At 65.5% G+C, this 19,566-nt stretch carries 18 protein-coding genes; 13 read left to right on the top strand and 5 right to left on the bottom strand.

The features are described 5' to 3' along the window. Nucleotides 1–5: 5 nt before the first annotated feature. The gene (locus tag ACOQFP_RS23490) at nt 6–299 is read right to left on the bottom strand and encodes a WhiB family transcriptional regulator (protein WP_027496361.1); all 294 of its coding nucleotides are present in this window, start codon (nt 297–299) and stop codon (nt 6–8) included. A 745-nt stretch (nt 300–1,044) separates the two neighbouring features. Between ACOQFP_RS23490 and ACOQFP_RS23485 the strand changes: the two genes are divergently transcribed. The 3 genes from ACOQFP_RS23485 to ACOQFP_RS23475 all read left to right on the top strand — a co-directional run bounded on the left by ACOQFP_RS23485 (nt 1,045) and on the right by ACOQFP_RS23475 (nt 3,596). Next, the gene (locus tag ACOQFP_RS23485) at nt 1,045–1,872 is read left to right on the top strand and encodes a hypothetical protein (protein WP_421585714.1); all 828 of its coding nucleotides are present in this window, start codon (nt 1,045–1,047) and stop codon (nt 1,870–1,872) included. Nucleotides 1,873–2,008: 136 nt separating this feature from the next. Next, entirely contained in the window at nt 2,009–2,587 is a 579-nt protein-coding gene (locus ACOQFP_RS23480) for a sigma-70 family RNA polymerase sigma factor (RefSeq protein WP_206491807.1), read from the top strand. Then, nucleotides 2,580–3,596, top strand: coding sequence for an anti-sigma-D factor RsdA (locus tag ACOQFP_RS23475; RefSeq protein ID WP_421585713.1), 1,017 nt, complete (start codon nt 2,580–2,582; stop codon nt 3,594–3,596). The genes ACOQFP_RS23480 and ACOQFP_RS23475 overlap by 8 nt, the downstream gene beginning before the upstream one ends. Nucleotides 3,597–3,752: 156 nt before the next feature. Here ACOQFP_RS23475 and ACOQFP_RS23470 read toward each other — a convergent pair whose 3' ends face one another. Next, nucleotides 3,753–4,157 (bottom strand): DUF5319 domain-containing protein, encoded by a 405-nt coding sequence (locus ACOQFP_RS23470; RefSeq protein WP_206491805.1) that lies wholly within the window; start codon nt 4,155–4,157, stop codon nt 3,753–3,755. A gap of 300 nt (nt 4,158–4,457) precedes the next feature. On the opposite strand from ACOQFP_RS23470, the gene guaB reads away from it, so the two are divergent. The 4 genes from guaB to guaA all read left to right on the top strand — a co-directional run bounded on the left by guaB (nt 4,458) and on the right by guaA (nt 10,737). Then, nucleotides 4,458–5,981 (top strand): IMP dehydrogenase, encoded by a 1,524-nt coding sequence (guaB, locus tag ACOQFP_RS23465; protein WP_206491803.1) that lies wholly within the window; start codon nt 4,458–4,460, stop codon nt 5,979–5,981. Between the two features lie 58 nt (nt 5,982–6,039). Next, a complete protein-coding gene (locus ACOQFP_RS23460) occupies nt 6,040–7,179 on the top strand; it encodes a GuaB3 family IMP dehydrogenase-related protein (RefSeq protein WP_206491801.1) in 1,140 nt (379 codons plus the stop codon). Between the two features lie 186 nt (nt 7,180–7,365). Further along, nucleotides 7,366–9,120, top strand: a complete 1,755-nt coding sequence (locus ACOQFP_RS23455) for an FAD-dependent oxidoreductase (protein WP_421585712.1) — start codon at nt 7,366–7,368, stop codon at nt 9,118–9,120. 30 nt (nt 9,121–9,150) lie between these two features. Further along, entirely contained in the window at nt 9,151–10,737 is a 1,587-nt protein-coding gene (gene guaA, locus ACOQFP_RS23450) for a glutamine-hydrolyzing GMP synthase (RefSeq protein WP_307830896.1), read from the top strand. Nucleotides 10,738–10,742: 5 nt separating this feature from the next. Here guaA and ACOQFP_RS23445 read toward each other — a convergent pair whose 3' ends face one another. Beyond that, on the bottom strand, nt 10,743–11,003 hold the full coding sequence (locus tag ACOQFP_RS23445; RefSeq protein ID WP_206491796.1) for a hypothetical protein: 261 nt from the start codon (nt 11,001–11,003) through the stop codon (nt 10,743–10,745). Continuing rightward, a complete protein-coding gene (locus ACOQFP_RS23440) occupies nt 11,000–12,364 on the bottom strand; it encodes a PspC domain-containing protein (RefSeq protein WP_421585711.1) in 1,365 nt (454 codons plus the stop codon). The genes ACOQFP_RS23445 and ACOQFP_RS23440 overlap by 4 nt, the downstream gene beginning before the upstream one ends. Nucleotides 12,365–12,501: 137 nt before the next feature. Between ACOQFP_RS23440 and ACOQFP_RS23435 the strand changes: the two genes are divergently transcribed. Genes ACOQFP_RS23435 through ACOQFP_RS23420 form a run of 4 tightly spaced genes read left to right on the top strand, consistent with a single transcriptional unit; the run spans nt 12,502 to nt 15,726 of the window. Then, nucleotides 12,502–13,878: a sensor histidine kinase gene (locus tag ACOQFP_RS23435; RefSeq protein ID WP_421585710.1), complete on the top strand. Its 1,377-nt coding sequence runs from the start codon at nt 12,502–12,504 to the stop codon at nt 13,876–13,878. Then, complete coding sequence (locus ACOQFP_RS23430) at nt 13,875–14,522, top strand: response regulator (protein ID WP_206491790.1); 648 nt, start codon at nt 13,875–13,877, stop codon at nt 14,520–14,522. Before ACOQFP_RS23435 ends, ACOQFP_RS23430 begins: the two co-directional genes overlap by 4 nt. Nucleotides 14,523–14,574: 52 nt before the next feature. Then, nucleotides 14,575–15,582, top strand: a complete 1,008-nt coding sequence (locus ACOQFP_RS23425) for a MerR family transcriptional regulator (RefSeq protein WP_421585709.1) — start codon at nt 14,575–14,577, stop codon at nt 15,580–15,582. A 24-nt stretch (nt 15,583–15,606) separates the two neighbouring features. Further along, nucleotides 15,607–15,726 carry a LuxR C-terminal-related transcriptional regulator gene (locus ACOQFP_RS23420; RefSeq protein WP_421585764.1) on the top strand — a complete coding sequence of 40 codons (120 nt, stop codon included), beginning with the start codon at nt 15,607–15,609 and terminating at the stop codon, nt 15,724–15,726. A gap of 8 nt (nt 15,727–15,734) precedes the next feature. On the opposite strand, the gene ACOQFP_RS23415 is transcribed toward ACOQFP_RS23420, so the two are convergent. Beyond that, nucleotides 15,735–16,964, bottom strand: a complete 1,230-nt coding sequence (locus ACOQFP_RS23415; protein ID WP_206491784.1) for a serine/threonine-protein kinase — start codon at nt 16,962–16,964, stop codon at nt 15,735–15,737. Nucleotides 16,965–17,164: 200 nt separating this feature from the next. Here ACOQFP_RS23415 and ACOQFP_RS23410 point away from each other — a divergent pair, with 200 nt between their 5' ends. Together ACOQFP_RS23410 and ACOQFP_RS23405 are read left to right on the top strand one after the other, a co-directional pair. After that, nucleotides 17,165–17,995 (top strand): hypothetical protein, encoded by an 831-nt coding sequence (locus ACOQFP_RS23410; protein ID WP_421585708.1) that lies wholly within the window; start codon nt 17,165–17,167, stop codon nt 17,993–17,995. Next, entirely contained in the window at nt 17,992–19,566 is a 1,575-nt protein-coding gene (locus tag ACOQFP_RS23405) for a DNA polymerase Y family protein (protein ID WP_206491780.1), read from the top strand. The genes ACOQFP_RS23410 and ACOQFP_RS23405 overlap by 4 nt, the downstream gene beginning before the upstream one ends.

The raw sequence follows: 19,566 nt of genomic DNA, 5'->3' as shown, positions 1-19,566 counted from the left end.
TCCGGCTACACCGCGATGCGGCGACGATTGTGCCGGGCGTGCAGTTCCCGTTCGGTCTCCGACATCCCGCCCCAGATGCCGTACGGCTCGCTGACGTTCAAGGCGTGCGTGCGGCACTGTGCGAGAACGGGGCAGCTTCGGCACATTTCCTTGGCGCGCATCTCGCGCTGTGCTCGGGCCCGGCCGCGCTCTCCGTCCGGGTGGAAGAACATGGACGAGTCGACGCCACGGCACAAGCCGTGCATCTGCCAATCCCAGATGTCGGCATTCGGCCCAGGGAGGTGGTTCGGCTGCGGCATGAGAACTCCTAGGGTGGTGTGGCTTCTCGGATTCGTGATCCGAATGCCGACAACGTTATGTGGATCGACGAAAACGAGTCAACACTTCTCTGTCGTGGGCAAATGCATAGTTGTGGGGCGAAGAATTAACACTGGCGATATTTACTTGGAACCCCCGGCGTGCGTGCTCTTCCTGTTGAAGAAAGTGGAACGGCGGGAGAGTATGGGGAGGCAGCGGCGGTGCCTCTCGTGCCGTTCGGCTGCACTGCAACGCCCGTCGCCTGCCGATTCGCAGTACAGGAAAGCACCACGTTCGCGTGTGTTCATGCAGGTCAAGGGTGGTTCAGTCAAGGTCGGTCGCGGTGCGGGACGCTGGAAAGAGTCCGATCGTTTCGATCCTCGACCCGACGCGCGGCCGCCGGCCGTGCATGCGCAGACCAGTCGGTACGAGTGAAGACCTCATCCGAAGGTGCGCCGCGCGCCCGCGTGCGATTCGAGTTCTCGTGATGGCAATTAACCTATTCGCCACACGGCGTTCAGATTCCTGTTTCCTGATCGCCCTTGGCCGACATTGTTAATTCCTTGAAAACTGCATTCGCACCGGAAAGTCACGGATGCATTCGACAGTGGTGGTCGAAGGAGAACCGGCCCGAAACAATGATTGTCTGCTCGCCGATGATTGCCCGCCGGGCGAGGGCCATGGCTGATTCGAGCGGGGGCGGCAGCTACCGAAGACGAGCCTGTTCGAAGGTCCTACCCTTGCGTCGTGTCCTCGGAACAGAGCTCGTTGTTCGCCGCGTCGCAGTCCGCACTCTTCGATGCGGCATTCGGTGCGAACCCCGGCCGATTCCCGCTTCCTCCGGCGGCCGATGCGCATGAGAGCTGGCACCGCAGTGTCGCGTTGGCAGGCCAGGGTAGATACAGCGCGGCGGAGATGGAGCTGCAGCGGTATCGACCGCACAGCCCGGAACTGGCGTCGCTGCACGCCTCGACCAGAGCATCGTGGTTACGCCAGCAGAGCCGGCACGTGCGGGCGGGCCGTTTCGACGGGAGGGCTGTGTTCCTTGTCGGCCTCGTAGGGCCACCGAGGTCGAATGATGCGAGTCAGGCTCGCAGTGACGCGTTGACCGGACTGGCCGCGGATGCACTCGGCAGCGGCCGATTCCGGTTGGCGCAGACCCTGCTGGACCGCAGTGCAGAGCAGCGGCTGTTCCCGGTGGCTCGTGGCTCGTGGCGTCCGGCGTTGAGAGCAGCGTGGGTAGCGGCAGAGTTGGCGATGGTGCGCGGTGACGGCCCCGCGGCCGTCCGACACGCCGAATCCGCTCGAGCTCTTGCCGACGATGCAGATTCGTTACGCCACAGCATCAAGACGGATCTCGTTCTGGCCGCCGCGCTCAGCTGTGTCGGCGAGACCGCACGCGCTCGCGACTCGGCCGTGCACGTGGCCTGTACTGCGGCGATGCACGGTCTGCTGCCGTTGAGATGGGCCGCGACCATGCTGTGCGAAGGAACGGGAGGTACCGACACCGGGATGGTCTCGTCCGTCGACCTGGCTGCATCGATCCGTGCCAGAGGTGCGCTTTCGGTCGACTGACCAGGATCGCGATCGGACACGGACCGAGCGGTTCGGTTGCGCATGGGGGGTATCGCTATCCTTGGTCTCGTTCCACCACCACGTGGAAGCGCTCCCTGGCGGGTGCGTACCTGTAACGCGGGGAAATTTGTCGACGATGAACACAGCGGGTGAGGAGTTGGACTCTTTCGTCGTTGCCGCAGCGCAAGGCGATCGGCTGGCTCTGTCCCGGGTCTTGGAATTCATCCGTCCACTCGTCGTCCGGTACTGCCGGGCGCGAGTCGGTTCGGCTGAGCGCGGTCAGTTGTCGGCCGACGACGTGGCGCAGGAGGTCTGTTTGGCAGTCATGACCGCCTTGCCGCGTTACCAGGACCAAGGTCGTCCGTTCATGGCATTCGTGTACGGCATCGCGGCGCACAAGGTCGCCGATGCCCATCGCAGCGCCTCGCGTAACAAATCGGACCCGGCCGCCGAAGTACCAGATGTCGTGTCGATGGAACACGGACCGGAGCAACGTGCTCTCGAGTCCGAGTCGAGTCGGCAGATGGCTGCACTGCTGGACACCTTGCCCGCCAAGCACCGCGAGATTCTGGTGCTCCGACTCATCGTCGGATTGTCGGCCGAGGAGACAGCAGCAGCGGTCGGCAGCACTGCAGGCGCTATCCGCGTGGCTCAGCACCGAGCTATCGCAAAACTGAAGAACGAAGTTGTGAGAGCAGGTGAAATGTATGGCTAGGGACAATGGTCAGGGTGGCCCCGATGAGACGCCGCGTCGCGGCATCTCGCGTATCGGCGACCACATGAGCTCCACTGAACCGAAGCGGAACGATCCCTACGCCGACATCGGTGCGGACGGTGGTCCGGTGGACCTCGCCGCCGTACGTCGCGACGATGCCTTCATCGACGCGATAAGCGGAGACGGACCGATCGCCACCGATGATGCGGACGAGTATCAGCTCGCGCTTCTGCTGGCCAATTGGCGAACAGAGGTGATCACGCCGGCTATGCCTGCCGGTCCGCCCCTCGAGGTCGTGGTCGCCTCGGTCGAGCGCGAGAAGCTCGCCGCCGACATGGCTCGGTCGAACTCGGCGAAAACGGGTGGACGGATGCGATTGCTGCGTCCCATCGCCGGTGCCGCCGCCGCGATCGCCGTGGTGATGGGTGGCCTTGTTGTCATCTCCTACAATTCCACACCCGACGATCCGTTGTGGAGCGTCAAGTCCGTCGTCTTCTCCGACCAGGCCGATTCGACCGTCGCGCAGATCGACACGACGTCGAAGCTGAAAGAAGCGGAGACCCTGCTGTCCTCGGGAAATGCCGACGCCGCTCGCACTGTTCTCGACGGGGCATCGAACCTCAGCTCTGCCGTGCTCGACGACGGCCAGCGTGCCGAGCTCGATCAGTGGCTCGAGCGCCTGCTGCAGCAATTGCAGGCCCTGACCATGCCCCCGCCGCCGCCCCCGGCTCCGGCTCCGAGTGCGCCGGACTCTGCTTCGAGCCCCGACGTGTCCGCGGCTCCCACCACGGTGGACACGGTGGCACCGGAGACGAGTGCTCCGCCCGTGTCGCCGAGTCCGGTCACATCGACGCCGGAACCGCCGACGGCCACGACGAGCCCGGACCCGACGACCACCGCGGTGCAACCGACGGTATTGCAAGAGCCGGATCAGCCGACGGCAACTGCCAGCGGCAGCACCTCGCCTGAAATTCGGGATCGCACGTCGGTTCCGGCCGGCGGTAGCTGAGCGAGCATCGGACCGCGGCCTTCCGGACCGCAGTCACAGGATGCGACAGTCACTGCGAACGACAGTCACTCCGAACGACAGTCACTCCATACGACAGAAGAAGCCCGACACGATCATCGTGTCGGGCTTCTTCTGTCGTCGAGGTGTTTTCGCAGATCAGCTGTCGAATCCGTCACCATGCATGGCGTCGTTCATCGATGCATCCGCGAAGCCGCGGCAGTAATCCCAGGTCACGTACGCGTCGGGAACAGGGTCGTACGCAGGTTCGTGTGGCCGAACCGTTCCGTCGACCAGCAGCTGCAACAGGTTCGCCCGAAGCATGTCCCAGTCGTGGTAGTGATCCTGCTGGCAGTCCTCGCAGCACACGACCAGGCCGCGAATGCCGCGGTGTCCCAGCAATGCTTCGTAGACGGCCAGATCCGCCAGGTCCTCCTCGACAGCCAGTCTTTCCTGGGGATCGAGGGGCTGGCCTGGCTCGATAGCGTCGAGGGCGGCCGACGGGTCGGCTGGGTCTCCGGCGAAGGGATCCGGGGGTAAACCGGGAGGCAGTTGATCGCGCACGCCTCCACGGTACGCAGGATTGGTGGGTCTGCGCCAGCTGTTCGAAACCGACATGCCGGACGCACTCGCTCCGGGCCGTCGATTCGGGCCGGATTTCGGTGCCGCAGGTGAGCCGTAGTGGGAGGCGTTCGCACTGGTTGCGCACTAGCCGATACCATGGTTCACGGCGCTGAACAGATGAGTGCAGGTGCCGAAACTCCATCCGTTCTCCAAACACCGCACTGCGGTGCGCTTGCGAGGCTTTCTCCGCTCACAGGCCGCGCCCAGGTGCAACCAGGCTCTAGGGAGGGCCAGATTCGCATGAGTAGTCCCGGAGCCCACGTCCGCACTGGCGGCGACGATCCCAACAAGGTCGCGATGCTCGGCCTCACGTTCGACGACGTCCTGCTGCTGCCGGCCGCTTCGGACCTGATACCCAGCTCGGTCGACACGTCCAGTCAGATCACTCGTGAGATCCGGTTGCGGGTGCCTCTGGTCAGTTCGGCCATGGACACCGTGACCGAGGCGCGGATGGCGATCGCGATGGCCCGGGCAGGCGGAATGGGTGTGCTGCACCGCAATCTGTCGCTGCAGGATCAGGCGTCCCAGGTCGAAACCGTCAAGCGCTCCGAAGCCGGGATGGTCACCGATCCGGTCACCTGCAAGCCCACCGATTCTCTGGCCGAGGTCGACGCCATGTGCGCCCGGTTCCGTATCTCGGGGCTACCGGTCACCGACGAGACGGGCGCGCTCGTGGGCATCATCACCAACCGCGACATGCGTTTCGAGGTCGATCAGAACCGCCGCGTCGCCGATGTCATGACCAAGGCACCGTTGATCACCGCGCAGGAGGGCGTCACCGCGGAGGCGGCCCTGGGCTTGCTGCGTCGCCACAAGATCGAGAAGCTGCCGATCGTGGACGGCAAGGGTGCGCTCACCGGTCTGATCACGGTGAAGGACTTCGTCAAGACCGAGCAGCACCCCGACGCCACCAAGGATCGAGACGGTCGTCTGCTCGTCGGTGCCGCGGTGGGCGTCGGACAGGATGCGTGGGCCCGGTCGATGGCACTGACCGACGCGGGTGTCGATGTGGTCATCGTCGACACCGCGCACGGCCACAATTCGCAGGTGCTCGAGATGGTCAGCAAGCTCAAGGCCGAGGTCGGTGACCGGGTGCAGGTGGTCGGTGGCAATGTCGCGACTCGCGCTGGTGCGCTCGCTCTCGTCGAGGCGGGCGCGGACGCGGTCAAGGTGGGCGTCGGTCCGGGATCGATCTGCACGACCCGCGTGGTTGCCGGTGTCGGTGCCCCGCAGATCACCGCCATCCTCGAAGCCGTGGCCGCGTGCAAGCCGCACGGTGTCCCGGTCATCGCCGACGGCGGGTTGCAGTTCTCCGGCGACATAGCCAAGGCACTCGCTGCCGGTGCGTCGACCGCGATGCTCGGATCGCTGCTGGCAGGCACCGCCGAATCTCCCGGTGAGTTGATTCTGGTGGGCGGCAAGCAGTTCAAGAGCTACCGCGGCATGGGATCGCTGGGGGCGATGCAGGGGCGTGGGGGAGCGAAGTCGTTCTCCAAGGACCGCTATTTCCAGGACGACGTCCTCGCCGAGGACAAGCTCGTGCCCGAAGGTATCGAAGGACGGGTGCCGTATCGGGGCCCGCTGAATCAGGTGATCCATCAGCTCACCGGCGGTCTGCGGGCGGCGATGGGTTACACCGGTGCCACCTCGATCGAGGAACTTCAGCAGGCCCAGTTCGTGCAGATCACTGCGGCCGGCCTCAAGGAGAGCCATCCGCACGACATCACGATGACTGCAGAAGCCCCCAACTACACCACCCGATAGTGGAGTCGGCCGGTATTCGGCCGACCCCGATTCGCCCTCGAAGTAGAAAGGTGCGCGCGTGCGCGACCTCGTTGAAATCGGCATGGGCAGAGAAGCTCGCCGCACCTACCAGCTGGACGACGTGGACATCGTGCCGTCGCGGCGTACCCGGTCGTCGAAGGAGGTGTCGACTGCCTGGCAGCTCGACGCCTATCGATTCGACATCCCGGTGCTCGCGCATCCGACCGATGCATTGGTCTCCCCCGAGTTCGCGATCGAACTGGGCCGCCAAGGTGGGCTCGGCGTCATCAACGGTGAAGGACTGTGGGCGCGCCATGCGGATGTGCAGTCCAAGTTGGAGCAGCTGATCGAGATTGCCGAGACCGATCTCGACCCGGACGCGCCGATCGCCTTTCTGCAGAAACTGCACGCCGCTCCGCTGCAACCCGATCTGTTGGCTGCTGCAGTCGGCCAGATTCGCGATTCCGGGGTGACCGTTGCCGTGCGGGTGAGCCCGCAGAGTGCTCGCTCGCTGACACCTGCTCTGGTCGCCGCGGGCCTCGATCTTCTCGTCATCCAGGGCACCATCATTTCCGCCGAGCACGTTGCACACGGTGTCGACGAACCGCTCAACCTCAAGACGTTCATCGCCGAGCTCGACGTCCCGGTCATCGCCGGTGGCGTCAGCGATCACCGCACTGCGCTGCACCTGATGCGCACCGGCGCGGCTGGGGTCATCGTCGGTTACGGCTCGGTCGAGGGCGGCACGACCACAGGTGAGGTGCTCGGTATCGGCGTGCCGATGGCCACCGCGATCGCCGACGCGGCCGCGGCACGTCGGGACTACCTGGACGAAACGGGTGGACGCTACGTGCATGTCATCGCCGACGGCGACATCACCACGTCCGGTGCGCTGGCGAAGGCCATCGCGTGCGGGGCCGATGCCGCTGTTCTCGGTGCCCCGCTCGCGGTCGCGGCCGAGGCTCCCGGCGGCGGCTGGTATTGGCCGTCTGCCGCGGCGCACCCATCGATGCCGCGTGGTGCCTTGCTGCCGATGTCGGCGGGAGAGCGTCCCAGCCTCGATCAGGTGCTGCACGGACCGTCGCGCGAGCCGTTCGGCTCGATCAACCTCGTCGGTGGGCTGCGTCGGTCGATGGCGAAGTCGGGATACTCCGATCTCAAGGAATTCCAGAAGGTGGGTCTGAACGTCAGGGCTTGATCTGGTCTGTTTCAGCAGGGCGCGTACTCCTTTCGCTCGGGGGTACGCGCCCTTTCTGCTGCATGTCGTCCAGATAAGCCCACCCTGGGTTGGTGATACTTCTCGTAACAGCTAGAATCGCTTGTGGCGGTAGTCACACCCCGGTGTGCATACTGTTCGACAGCATCGGATGTAGCGGAGGTCACCATGGGTTCAGCTGTTCGCGCAACGGATTACGACGTCCTGATCGTCGGTTCGGGCTTCGGTGGAAGTGTCACCGCGCTCCGGCTCGTCGAGAAGGGGTACCGCGTCGGAATCCTCGAAGCCGGACAGCGCTTCGAGGACAAGGACTTCGCGAAGAACAGTTGGGATCTCAAGCGTTTCCTGTGGGCACCGAAACTGGGTCTGTTCGGTATTCAGCGCGTACACCTGTTGCGTGACTGCCTGATCCTCGCCGGAGCGGGGGTGGGCGGGGGTTCACTCAACTACGCGAACACCCTGTACAAGCCTCAGGCGCCGTTCTTCGAAGACAAGCAGTGGGCACACATCACCGACTGGAGCAGTGAGCTCTCCCCGTTCTACGACCAGGCCAGCCGCATGCTCGGTGTCGTTCGCAATCCGCACATGACGCCGGCCGACGACGTGATGAAGTCGGTTGCCGAGGACATGGGCGTTGCCGACACCTTCATCCAGACGCCGGTGGGTGTGTTCTTCGGAGACGAACCAGGGAAAACCGTCGCGGATCCGTACTTCGGTGGCGCGGGACCCGAGCGCACCGGATGCATCGAGTGCGGTGAATGCATGACCGGATGCCGTCACGGTGCCAAGAACACACTGCTGAAGAACTACCTCGGCCTGGCCGAGCGAGCAGGAGCCGAGATCGTGCCGATGACGACGGTGACCGGTCTTCGGCCTCGGTTCGACGGCTCCTGGGACGTGGACACCGAGCGCACCGGTGCCCGACTTCGCAAGGGACGCAAGACCTACAGCGCAGCCAATGTCGTGCTGGCCGCGGGGACCTGGGGCACCCAGAATTTGCTGCACAAGATGAAGGACACCGGCGCGTTGCCTCGGTTGTCGGACACTCTCGGCGAGCTGACCCGCACCAACTCCGAGTCGATCGTCGGTGCCGCCAAGTTGGTGGTCGATCCGAACATGGATCTCACGCACGGAGTCGCGATCACGTCGTCGTTTCACCCCACCCCCAACACGCACATCGAACCCGTTCGATACGGCAAGGGCTCGAATGCGATGGGTATGCTCCAGACCCTGATGACCGACGGCGGCGGCCGAATTCCGCGGTGGGTCAAGTTCTTTCTCGCGGCGATCGCGCATCCGATCCAGTTCGTTCGCGTGGTCAACGTGCGGCACTGGAGCGAGCGAACCATCATCGCTCTGGTGATGCAGAACCTCGACAATTCGATCACCACCTTCACCAAGAAGGGCCTGTTCGGCCGCAAGATCTCAAGCAGGCAGGGACACGGCGAGCCCAACCCGACGTGGATACCCGAGGGCAACGACGCCACCCGACGCATTGCGAAGAAGATCGACGGCGTGGCAGGCGGAACCTGGGGAGAGTTGTTCAACATCCCGCTCACCGCCCACTTTCTCGGTGGCTGCGCGATTGCCTCGGACTCCGAGCACGGCGTCATCGATCCGTACCACCGCGTCCACGGTTACCCGACGCTCAGTGTGGTCGACGGAGCTGCCGTATCGGCGAACCTCGGAGTGAACCCGTCGTTGACGATCAGCGCGCAGGCCGAGCGTTCCGCCGCGCTGTGGCCGAACAAGGGCGAGCTGGATCTGCGTCCGGCTCAGGGGCTGCCGTACCAGCGGCTCGAACCCATCGCGCCGAACTCGCCCGTCGTTCCGGTGGATGCGCCGGGTGGCCTCAGGCTGCCGATCGTCCAGATTCGGTCCGGGTCGTCGGCGAGGCCCGTCGAGCATTCGGGCGTTGCATGAGTGGTGGAGCAGTCCCACTAGACTGACCCGGTGACCGACTCGATACACGATCCCGCACACGCACGCCCGGTTCTCGTTGTAGATTTCGGAGCCCAGTACGCGCAGTTGATCGCCCGCCGTGTGCGCGAGGCCAACGTCTACTCCGAGGTGATCTCGCATACCGCGACCGCCGAAGAGATCGCGGCCAAGGATCCGGTTGCGCTGGTGCTCTCGGGTGGGCCCTCCAGCGTCTACGCCGAGGGTGCTCCCGAGCTCGATTCGGCGCTCCTCGACCTCGGGATCCCGGTGTTCGGCATCTGCTACGGATTCCAGGCCATGGCCCAGGCCCTCGGCGGAACCGTCGAGCACACCGGAACGCGTGAGTACGGCCGTACCCAGCTCAGCGTCGACGGCGGTCGGCTGCACGACGGTCTGCCTACGACGCAGCCGGTATGGATGAGTCACGGCGATGCCGTCACCGCCGCTCCCGAGGGCTTCAGCGTCACCGCCACCAGTGCCGGTGCGCCGGTTGCAGCCTTCGAGAACGAGGGCAAGCGCATGGCCGGAGTGCAGTACCACCCCGAGGTTCTGCACTCGCCGCACGGACAGCAGGTGCTCAGCCGGTTCCTGCACGAGACGGCAGGTATCGCCCCCGATTGGACTGCCGCCAACATCGCCGACGCGTTGGTCGACGCGGTGCAGGAGCAGGTCGGACCTACAGGAAAGGCCATCTGCGGTCTGTCCGGGGGTGTCGACTCCGCCGTCGCCGCGGCACTGGTGCAGCGGGCGATCGGAGATCGGTTGACCTGTGTGTTCGTCGATCACGGATTGTTGCGTGCAGGCGAACGTGAGCAGGTGCAGCAGGACTTCGTCGCCGCGACCGGAGCCAAGCTCGTCACCGTCGATGCCGTCGACACCTTCCTCGGAGCACTCGAGGGTGTGTCCGATCCCGAGGAGAAGCGCAAGATCATCGGCCGTGAGTTCATCCGGAGCTTCGAGGGTGCCGTGTCCGAGGTGCTCGGCGAGAATGCCGAGCACGGCGATGCCGTCGAGTTCCTGGTGCAGGGCACGTTGTACCCGGATGTCGTCGAGTCCGGTGGCGGATCGGGTACCGCGAACATCAAGAGTCACCACAACGTCGGAGGCCTTCCGGACGATCTGCAGTTCGCCTTGGTCGAGCCACTGCGCGCCCTGTTCAAGGACGAGGTGCGGGCGGTCGGCCGCGAACTCGGACTGCCCGAGGAGATCGTCGGACGGCAGCCGTTCCCCGGCCCCGGGCTCGCAATTCGCATCGTCGGAGAGATCACCCGCGATCGTCTGAACACGCTGCGTCACGCCGATTCGATCGTCCGAGAAGAACTGACGGTCGCCGGGCTGGATCAGCAGATCTGGCAGTGCCCCGTGGTGCTGCTGGCCGATGTACGCAGCGTCGGGGTACAGGGCGACGGACGCACCTACGGCCACCCGATCGTGCTGCGTCCGGTGTCGAGCGAGGACGCGATGACCGCGGACTGGACCCGACTGCCGTACGACGTGCTGGAAACGATCTCGACTCGGGTGACCAACGAGGTTCCGGAGGTCAACCGAGTCGTTCTCGACGTGACGAGCAAGCCGCCGGGCACCATCGAGTGGGAGTGACGCGGTCAGTTCTTTCTGCTGGGGCCCAGTAGCAGCACGACTCCGACGACGACCGCGACGATCACGAACAGCCAACGAAACTGCACGTTGCCCAGCGCCGTGACGGCGTCCTGACCGACGAGGGCCGCAATCGAGACGACCAGGGCGGCCAGGCCGGCGAGAAGCAGCAGCGCCGACGGGCCGCGTCTGCTCGCGTTGCGTTCCTCGGTGTCGGAGTCGCTGTCACCGTAGTCGTGGCCGATACCGTCGAACTTGTTCTTCTTCATCTCTGGGGCTCCACTTTCAGCTCGCCGAGTGCCAGATCTCCTACGACCGTCAATACCGGAGCATCGGTGCCGGCTCCCGGACCGAACCGCGTGTCCGTGGGGCAGGTACCCAACGCCGCCTCGCACTCCACGTTCACGTTCATCGAATCCGGTACCGTCACCACGGCCTGACCGAACATCACATCTATCTCGACGCGGCGGCTTTCGGTGAGATCGAGGCCCGTGAGGTCGAGATCGAGCTCACCGGCCCCGACTCTGTACGAGGTATCGAGATCGGCAACGGTGAGCGGGGCGACCCGTTGAGTTCCCGAGGTTCTGTTCTCCAGATCCGTCGGCCCGATCGCCGATGCCAGAAGGACGAACCCGGCCAAGGGCGCGGCGACCACCAACAGTCCGTAACCCTTGCGCAGAAACGCGCCGAGCACCAGACCGACCGCGATCACCGCCAAAGAGACAGCGCCGACCCGGCCTGGCGTCGCCCAGTCTCCGCCGCTTGCCGCTCCGACCGCCGCTGTGACGGCAGCCGCGAGCAGAGCCAAACCGAGAAAGCTTGCCGTCCAACGTGACCGGCGCTTGCGTGCGACTTTCGCGGGCAGCGAGCTGCCGGCAGGCTCGGGAAGATCCCAGGCGAACGGTGCCACGCCGAGCGGATCCCACGAAGGGGGCGTGGCAGAGGGTGTCTCGACGGACTCCGGTGTCTTGTTCAGATTCACCGTGTGCGCGGCAGCCGAGTCCCCGGTAGCGGGCTCCTCGGTGGTCTTCGGCGAGGGCACATAGCTCGTCGGCAGGGTCGTGTACGGGGTATAGCGCTCGTGTTGAAACTGCGGCGGCCGATACTGCGCGGCCGTCCACTGCTCCGCCGAGGTGGAGTGCGGGCCGAACGGCGTCGGCGCAGAACGGTTACCGGAGAACTCTGCCGCCCGCATGTACGGCGGCGGCTCCGGACAACGCTGATGAAGCAACCACAGTCCGCCGAACATCGCCACCAAACTGATCAATCCCGACCCGCCGAGACCGACGCCAACCGGGCCGATCGTCGACAACGCGATCACCAACGCCACCGCCACAACCACCAACTTGGTCGTCGAATCGGAACTGGTGCCGCGCCCCACCAACGACTCCGCACCCGACGCTGTATCACCGGCACGGCTGAGCACCAGCCACGCCGCCAGATACAGCACGATGCCGCTACCGCCGAACAAGGTGGACACGACGAAGGCGACCCGAATCAGAACAGGGTCGACGTCATAGCGATAGCCGATACCGGCCGCGACACCCGCCACATGCCCGCGTTGCGGCAAGCGGTGCGGACGGGTGCGCCACATCTGCTGTAGTTGATCCGAGACGGTCACGTTGCTCATGACAACCATCGTGGTGGCCCGCATCGAGAAACACATCAGGGATACCCCTGATGTTCACCCCCGAACTCGACCAAGACAGCGAACATCAGGGCGAACCCTGATGCGGCACCCACCCCCGCCGTGCCAGGATCGAAGGCGTGCACCCTGTCGACAATCCACCCGTTGACGCCGCCAGCACCACACCACACACAGCCGGCGACGCGTCGGCAACTTCTGTTACTTCGGTCGCTTCGGCAGGCTCCGCTCCTGCTTCTTCGGTCGCTCCGACAGGCTCCGCTCCTGCTCCCTTCCTGCGCCGCGGCGGCGGACGTATCGTCGGCGGCGTCGCAGGCGGACTCGCCGACCACCTCGGCGTCGACGTGTTCAAGGTACGAGTGGCCTTCGCGCTGCTCGCAGCGTCGGCCGGCGCCGGAATCGCCGCCTACGGCCTGATCTGGATGTTCACCCCCGCCGGGGACGACACGGCGCACCCGAGCGCCGCCGAACGCCAACGGGCGTTCGGGTTGGCCGCCATCGGACTCGGTCTGGCCGTGGGGCTTGCCTGGCTGCTCAGCGGCACCGCCGCGTCGGTCATCGTGCCCGTCCTCGTCGTGGTCGTCGGCGCGGCCCTGGTGTGGCGCGAGTTCGATTCCGACGGACCGCGTTCGGCGCTGGGGCTGCCCGAGCGACCGACGGTGCTGAGCTGGGCCAGGGTCGTCGGCGGAGCAACGCTGATCGTTCTCGGGTTGGGAGTGGTGGTCCTTGCCCGCGTCGACCTGGCCGCGCTGCGTTCGTCGCTGCTGGCGGTGGTGGTCACGCTCGTCGGCGTCGGCTTGTTGACGGTACCCATCTGGTTGCGCATGTGGCGGGCGCTCGGTGCCGAGCGCGCTGCGCGCATCCGCAACGACGAGCGCGAAGAAATCGCCTCGCACCTGCATGATTCGGTGTTGCAGACGCTGGCCTTGATCCAGAAGCAGTCCGATCGGCCACAAGAGGTGATGCGGCTCGCCCGCGGGCAGGAGCGCGAACTCCGCAAGTGGCTGTTCGACGGCGGCGACACCGACAACTCCAGCCTGGCCGACGCCCTCAAGACCATCTCCGGTGAGGTCGAAGACCAGCACGGTGTGACCGTCCGGCCCATCACCGTCGGTGACGTGCACCTGCTGCCCGACGACGTCGGATCCGGTTTGTCCCGGGAGAGTTTCACCGCGCTTCTGGGAGCCACACGTGAGGCGCTGGTCAACGCCGCCAAGCACTCCGGTGAGACCAACATCGATCTGTTCGCCGAAACCGAAGCCGAACAGGTCAGCATCTTCGTCCGCGACAGAGGAACCGGATTCGACGAATCCGAGATACCGGAGGATCGGCAGGGACTGACCAAGTCGATCCGGGGACGCATCGAACGCCGCGGCGGCACAGTGCAGGTACGGTCTACCGTCGGCAAGGGAACCGAAGTTCGCATCTTCATGCCCCGCACCGGAAACAACGTCACCACCGAATCGTCCGAGACCAACCAGCAGGAGCAGCCGACGTGACCGACCCCTTTCGTGTTTTCCTGGTCGACGATCACGCGGTGTTCCGTTCCGGCGTGCGAGCCGAACTCGGCCGCGAAGCAGATATCGACGTAGTCGGAGAAGCCGGAGGCGTCGCCGAAGCGGTCTCGGGGATCGACACGACCAAGCCCGATGTGGTTCTGCTCGATGTGCACATGCCCGACGGCGGCGGCGTGGCCGTGCTGAACAGGATTGCCGAGGGGCCGGTGTGTCTCGCGCTGAGTGTGTCCGACGCGGCCGAGGACGTCATCGCCGTCATCCGCGCCGGAGCCAGAGGCTATGTCACCAAGACGATTTCGGGTGCGGAACTGGCCGACGGTGTTCGACGCGTCGCCGGGGGAGATGCCGTGTTCAGCCCTCGCCTGGCCGGGTTCGTACTCGATTCGTTCACCGGCCGCAGTGCTGTGCCGGAGCCGCCGCTGGATCCGGAGCTGGATTCGTTGACGCCCCGGGAACTCGAGGTGCTGCGGTTGCTGGCCCGCGGATACACCTATCGCGAGATCGCCGAGGATCTGTTCATCTCCGTCAAGACCGTCGAGACACATGCATCGAATGTGCTTCGAAAGACTCAGCAGTCCAACAGGAACGCGTTGACGCGCTGGGCGCACAAGCGTCGAATCGACTAGGCATCCGGGTCGCGCTTGACCTTCGACCAACCCGAAGCCTCAGGATTTGACCATGACTGATTCGGACGAAGAGTTCGTGACCATCGGTGTGTTCGCCCGCGCGAGTGGGCTGACCCCCAGTGCCCTGCGCTTCTACGACGACTGTGGGTTGCTCGTCCCGACGTCCATCGATGCCAAGTCCGGCTATCGCTACTACACGCGAGCGCAATCGAAGCGCGCCAACATCATTCGACAACTGCGCGAGATCGGCATGCCATTGGACAAGGTGGCCGCTGCCCTCGACGGTGACGCAGCCGCGGCGGTCGAGATCGTGGATCGACACGTCGAGGACCTGGCCGCGCACGCGCGCGCGGCCGCCGAGTCCGCAGTGGTGATCCGACGGTTGTTCGACGAAAAATACTGCACAGCATCGGTATCGGCAGCCGAGTTCGCATCGGCGGTGCGGCAGGTGTCCTCGGCCGCCGGGACGAGCGAGGACTTTCCGGTGCTGCGCGGGGTACTGATCGAGGTCGACGGCACCAGCGTCACCCTCACCGCGACGGATCGGTATCGACTGTCCACCCACAGCCTGGTGGCACAGAGCTCGTCCGGCGGCTCCTGGTCTCGAATCGCAGCAGTCGGCTCGCTCGAGACGGTGACCGCAACCGGCACCCTCGTGCTGAGAGCAACCGACGACGCGATGGTGATCGACTCCGACGGAGCACGGGCCGAGGTGGATCTCGTCGACGGCGACTTCCCCGACTGGCGGGTGATCATGGACGGGCTGGCTCCGACCGCGACGAGGGTCGTGCTGCATCGAGATCTCGTCCCGCTGGGCGGTGGCACACTTCGGATCGAGGCAGGCCCGCACGGCCTGACGGTCGATGGCGTTCCCGTCCCCGCACGGGTGACCGGGACGGAGATGACGGTGTTCTTCGATGCAGCCGTTCTGCACGCCGCCGTGGCATCGGCGGTGGGGCCGGACCTGATGTTCGATATCGCTGCACCGGATCAGCCGATGCTGGTGCGCTCCGCGGTCGACGGGGCGCTGACGACACTGGTGATGCCTGTACGCGGATGATCGGAAGATGATTGCTGTGGGTGGATCGGTGCGGACCTGTACATGAGTGTGGCGACCGTGAAGACCTATGTCTCACGAATCCTCGCGAAACTGGAGTGCAGCAACAGGGTTCAGATCGCAATCATCGTGCACGAGGCACGCTGAGGGCTCGGTTACAGCAGCAGGGCGATCAGCAGAATCAGAACGATGACGACGACGAGGACGAGTGCCGCGAGGATTGCGGTCGACGGAATCGACGTGCGGTCACCGACGGCATCTTCGATCCGCATCAGGACGTCGTCGATCGGATTCTTCTTCTTCTTGGGCAGATCGAACGGTGGTGGCGAGTAGGTCGACGGAACCGGATTCGCCGGGCTCTCACCGGGTTGTACTGCGGGTAGACCAGCGAGGGTGCTGCCGAATTCTCGCGACGGACGGCGAGATTCGGATACCGGTGTCGATCGCCTGGCCCAGGCGGGAACAACTCCGTCCGCCGACGTCAGTGGCACACCGCGCAGCTGAGCTATGGTGCCGCGTTTGCTGATCGCGGCAAGAATGATCTCGTCGCGGGCCTGCGCCATGGTGGGACGCCGAGCAGGATCTGGCTCCAGCATGTGCAGCAGCGGGCCGGTCAGATCTCCGCTGCGGGTGGGAGCGATGATCTGCCCCTTGGCAACTCGGTGCAGCAGTGCGATCGAATCGTGATCGATGTCGAACGGCGGTTTGCCTTCCATGGCGGTGTACAGCGCTGCGCCGAGGGAGAACACGTCGCTGGCTGCGGTTGGATCTTGTCCGCGGGCGACCTCGGGTGCGAAATATGCGGGCGTCCCGGTGATGACGCTGTCGTCGGATTCTTCGACGTCTCCCTTGGCACGGGAGATACCGAAATCGCTGATCTTGACGATGCCCAGATCTTTACCGCGATCGGCGATCAGGATATTGCCCGGCTTGATGTCGCGGTGCACAATTCCTGCCTCGTGCGCCTCGGTCAGCGCGTCGGCGATCTGCGCCCCGATCTGGGCGATCTCGAACGGAGGTAGTGAATCGGTGGTTCCGAGTGCCTGCGCGAGACTGCGCGAGGGCAGGTATTCCATGATCAACCACGGCTCACCGTCGACGAGGGCGACGTCGTGCATCGCGATGGTGTGTGGGCTGGAGAGGCGAGCTGCGATGCGTCCCTCTCGCATCGCCCGGTTGCGGACCTCGACGGCCTGCTGTTGGCTCAGCTCGATAGTGGACGTGACCTGCTTGACGGCCACCTCGCGGTGCAGAAGTGTGTCGGTGGCGAGCCATACTGCACCCATTCCGCCGCCGCCGAGCTTGCCGGCAAGGCGGTACCTGCCGGCCAGGAGATAGTCGGGCCCGACACCCCGTCGAACACGCTGCTGATCGGTCACGTCCACAGGTTAGTGGACGATGACCGGGTGTGCCCGTGGCCGCTGAGCGGAAGCCTTCACCAGGGGCTTCGTCACTGCCTTGACGAGGTGCCGTCCGAGCAGCTTTACTGGATGCAGATCGAAACTGTGTTCGAATACGCCACTTCCCGCGTTCGACGAACACCGATGTTTCGGCTCGATTTTCTCGCATCGCGAAGGGGAGTGACATGACTGTATCGGGAGCTTCTGTCACGCCGGATGCGCTCGACGGGTTGTCGCTCCCGGAGCGCGTGGCGTTGCTGCGTAGTCGGATGGCCGCTGTGCCCTCCCGCGGTGAAACAGCGTCGGTTCGCATCGACAATTCCGACGCGGCCCCCGCGCGCTCCGAACTCGACGATTCCGAGCCGTCGACAGCGTCGGAGAGTGCGGTCCGTCAGCGGCCGGTTCTTCCGGTGCCGTCCGCGCTGATCGAGGTGCTGCCGCACGGCGGACTGGTACGGGGAACGGTGGCCTCGGTGTCCGGTGCCGGCTCGCTTCTCATCGGTTTGGTGGCCGCGGTGACCGGTGCGGGTGGTCATGTTGCCGTTGTCGGGCAGCCTCGGTTCGGGATTCTGGCCGCGGTGGAGATGGGCGCGCAGTTGAGCAAGCTGGCCCTGATTCCCGATCCGGGCCCCGACCCGGTGGAAGTGGCGGCAATCCTGCTCGACGGTGTCGACCTCGTCGTCCTCGGTCTCGGTGGCCTGTCGGTATCGCCCACGCGGGCCAGGGCAGTGGTGGCCAGGGCGCGCAGCAAGGGTTCGACGCTGCTGGTGACCGATGGCCACTGGGACGGGGCAGAACTGCGACTGGACGCATCGGTGCACGGATACGACGGACTCGGGACGGGCCGGGAGCTGGGGCGCGGCAGGCTCCGCGGCGTCCGATTGTCGGTGTGCGCCCGCGGTAAGGCGATGCGGCCCCGCACCGTTCGACTCGACCTGCGTTCGGAGAACGGCCGCATCGAGTGGCATACCGAGGAGCGCGAACAGAATCCACTGTCGATCGCGGTCTCGACATGAGTATCGACCGCTCCAGTCGTGTTCTGGCGCTGTGGTGCCCCGATTGGCCTGCCGTCGCAGCAGCTGCCCAGGCCGATCTCCCCGCAACGCATCCGGTGGTCGTCACCTCGGCGAATCGAGTGGTTGCCTGCTCGGCGACGGCACGAGCATCGGGCATCAAACGTGGCCTACGGCGTAGAGAAGCGCAGGCACGGTGCCCGGACGTGCACGTTGCTCTGGCCGATACCGATCGCGATGCGCGACTGTTCGAGCCCGTGGTCTCTGCTGTCGCCGCCATCGCGCCGGGAGTCGAAGTACTACGGCCAGGTTTGTTGGTTGTCGCGGCCCGCGGTGTCGGCCGGTACTTCGGCACCGAGCATCGGGCCGCGGAACGGTTGATGGACCAAGCGTCGGCTGTCGGTGTGGAATGTCAGATCGGTATCGCAGACGAGTTGTCCACTGCGGTCGTCGCCGCGCGGTACGCACAGGTGGTGCCGCGTGGTGGCGGTGCAGGCTTTCTCGCGCCGTTGCCGGTGGCAGAACTCTCGGCCGAGCCGAGTATGTCCGCTGCCGACCGCGGTGAGCTGGTGGACCTGTTGCGGCGCTTGGGTTTACGGACCGTCGGCGACTTCGCTGCACTGTCTCCGGGGGATGTGGCGTCGCGATTCGGTACCGACGCGGTGCTGGCGCATCGTAGTGCCCGAGGCGAGCCCGAACGTCCGCCGTCGGCCCGGGCTCTACCACCGGACCTCGATGTGGAGTATCTGTGCGATCCACCGATCGATCGGGTCGACGCCGCTGCATTCGCCGGGCGCGGGTTGGCCGATCAGTTGCACACCAAGCTCGCCGCCGCTGCCGTTGCATGCACTCGTCTGCTGGTGCATGCCAGTACCGGCAACGGCGAGAATCTGTCGCGGATCTGGCGCTGCGCCGAGCCGTTGACACCGGAGGGCACAGCCGATCGTGTGCGGTGGCAACTCGACGGCTGGATCACCGGGCGCAGCGAGAACAAGCCGACGTCCGCGATCACCGTTCTGCGGCTCGAGCCCATAGAAGTAGTGGCAGCGGGAGAGCTGCAGCTGGGGCTGTGGGGCAGTGTGGGCGACGACGACGAGAGGGCGCGTCGGGCGTTGGTGCGCGTTCAAGGTCTACTCGGCGGTGACTCGGTGCTGGGTGGTGTTCTCAGCGGTGGCCGGGGGCCGGCCGAGCGGATCACGCTGCGTCCACTCGGAGACGAGTTGGTGCCGATGTCCGATCCGTCCCACCCCTGGCCGGGACGGCTACCCGAGCCTGCTCCGGCAGCAGTGATAGAGACCCGACCTACGGTGACGCTGATGAACCGGACGGGAACGGGAGTCGGCGTCACCGACCGCGGTGTGTTCGACGCGTCACCGGCCCGGCTGCGCTGGGGAACCAAGGAATGGGAACTGACGGGACTGGCCGGGCCATGGCCGGTGGACGAGCGGTGGTGGGACAGCGGTCACACGTCGACGGGGCCGACGGCGCGGGCACAGGTGGTGCTCGACGACGAGAGAGCGTTGCTGCTGGTGTTCGACGAAGGTCGATGGCGGGTGGAGGGGATCTACGAATAG

Source organism: Rhodococcus sp. MALMAid1271 (assembly GCF_049195265.1).
Lineage (GTDB): Bacteria > Actinomycetota > Actinomycetes > Mycobacteriales > Mycobacteriaceae > Rhodococcoides.
Note: the sequence above shows the minus strand (reverse complement) of the source record. Positions and strands in the feature narration are given on the sequence as shown.

Coding starts and splice junctions, on each gene's coding strand:
- ACOQFP_RS23490 (WP_027496361.1), bottom strand. CDS start 299: ATGCCGCAGCCGAACCACCTCCCTGGGCCGAATGCCGACATCTGGGAT.
- ACOQFP_RS23480 (WP_206491807.1), top strand. CDS start 2,009: ATGAACACAGCGGGTGAGGAGTTGGACTCTTTCGTCGTTGCCGCAGCG.
- ACOQFP_RS23475 (WP_421585713.1), top strand. CDS start 2,580: ATGGCTAGGGACAATGGTCAGGGTGGCCCCGATGAGACGCCGCGTCGC.
- guaB (WP_206491803.1), top strand. CDS start 4,458: ATGAGTAGTCCCGGAGCCCACGTCCGCACTGGCGGCGACGATCCCAAC.
- ACOQFP_RS23455 (WP_421585712.1), top strand. CDS start 7,366: ATGGGTTCAGCTGTTCGCGCAACGGATTACGACGTCCTGATCGTCGGT.
- ACOQFP_RS23445 (WP_206491796.1), bottom strand. CDS start 11,003: ATGAAGAAGAACAAGTTCGACGGTATCGGCCACGACTACGGTGACAGC.
- ACOQFP_RS23440 (WP_421585711.1), bottom strand. CDS start 12,364: ATGAGCAACGTGACCGTCTCGGATCAACTACAGCAGATGTGGCGCACC.
- ACOQFP_RS23425 (WP_421585709.1), top strand. CDS start 14,575: ATGACTGATTCGGACGAAGAGTTCGTGACCATCGGTGTGTTCGCCCGC.
- ACOQFP_RS23410 (WP_421585708.1), top strand. CDS start 17,165: ATGACTGTATCGGGAGCTTCTGTCACGCCGGATGCGCTCGACGGGTTG.
- ACOQFP_RS23405 (WP_206491780.1), top strand. CDS start 17,992: ATGAGTATCGACCGCTCCAGTCGTGTTCTGGCGCTGTGGTGCCCCGAT.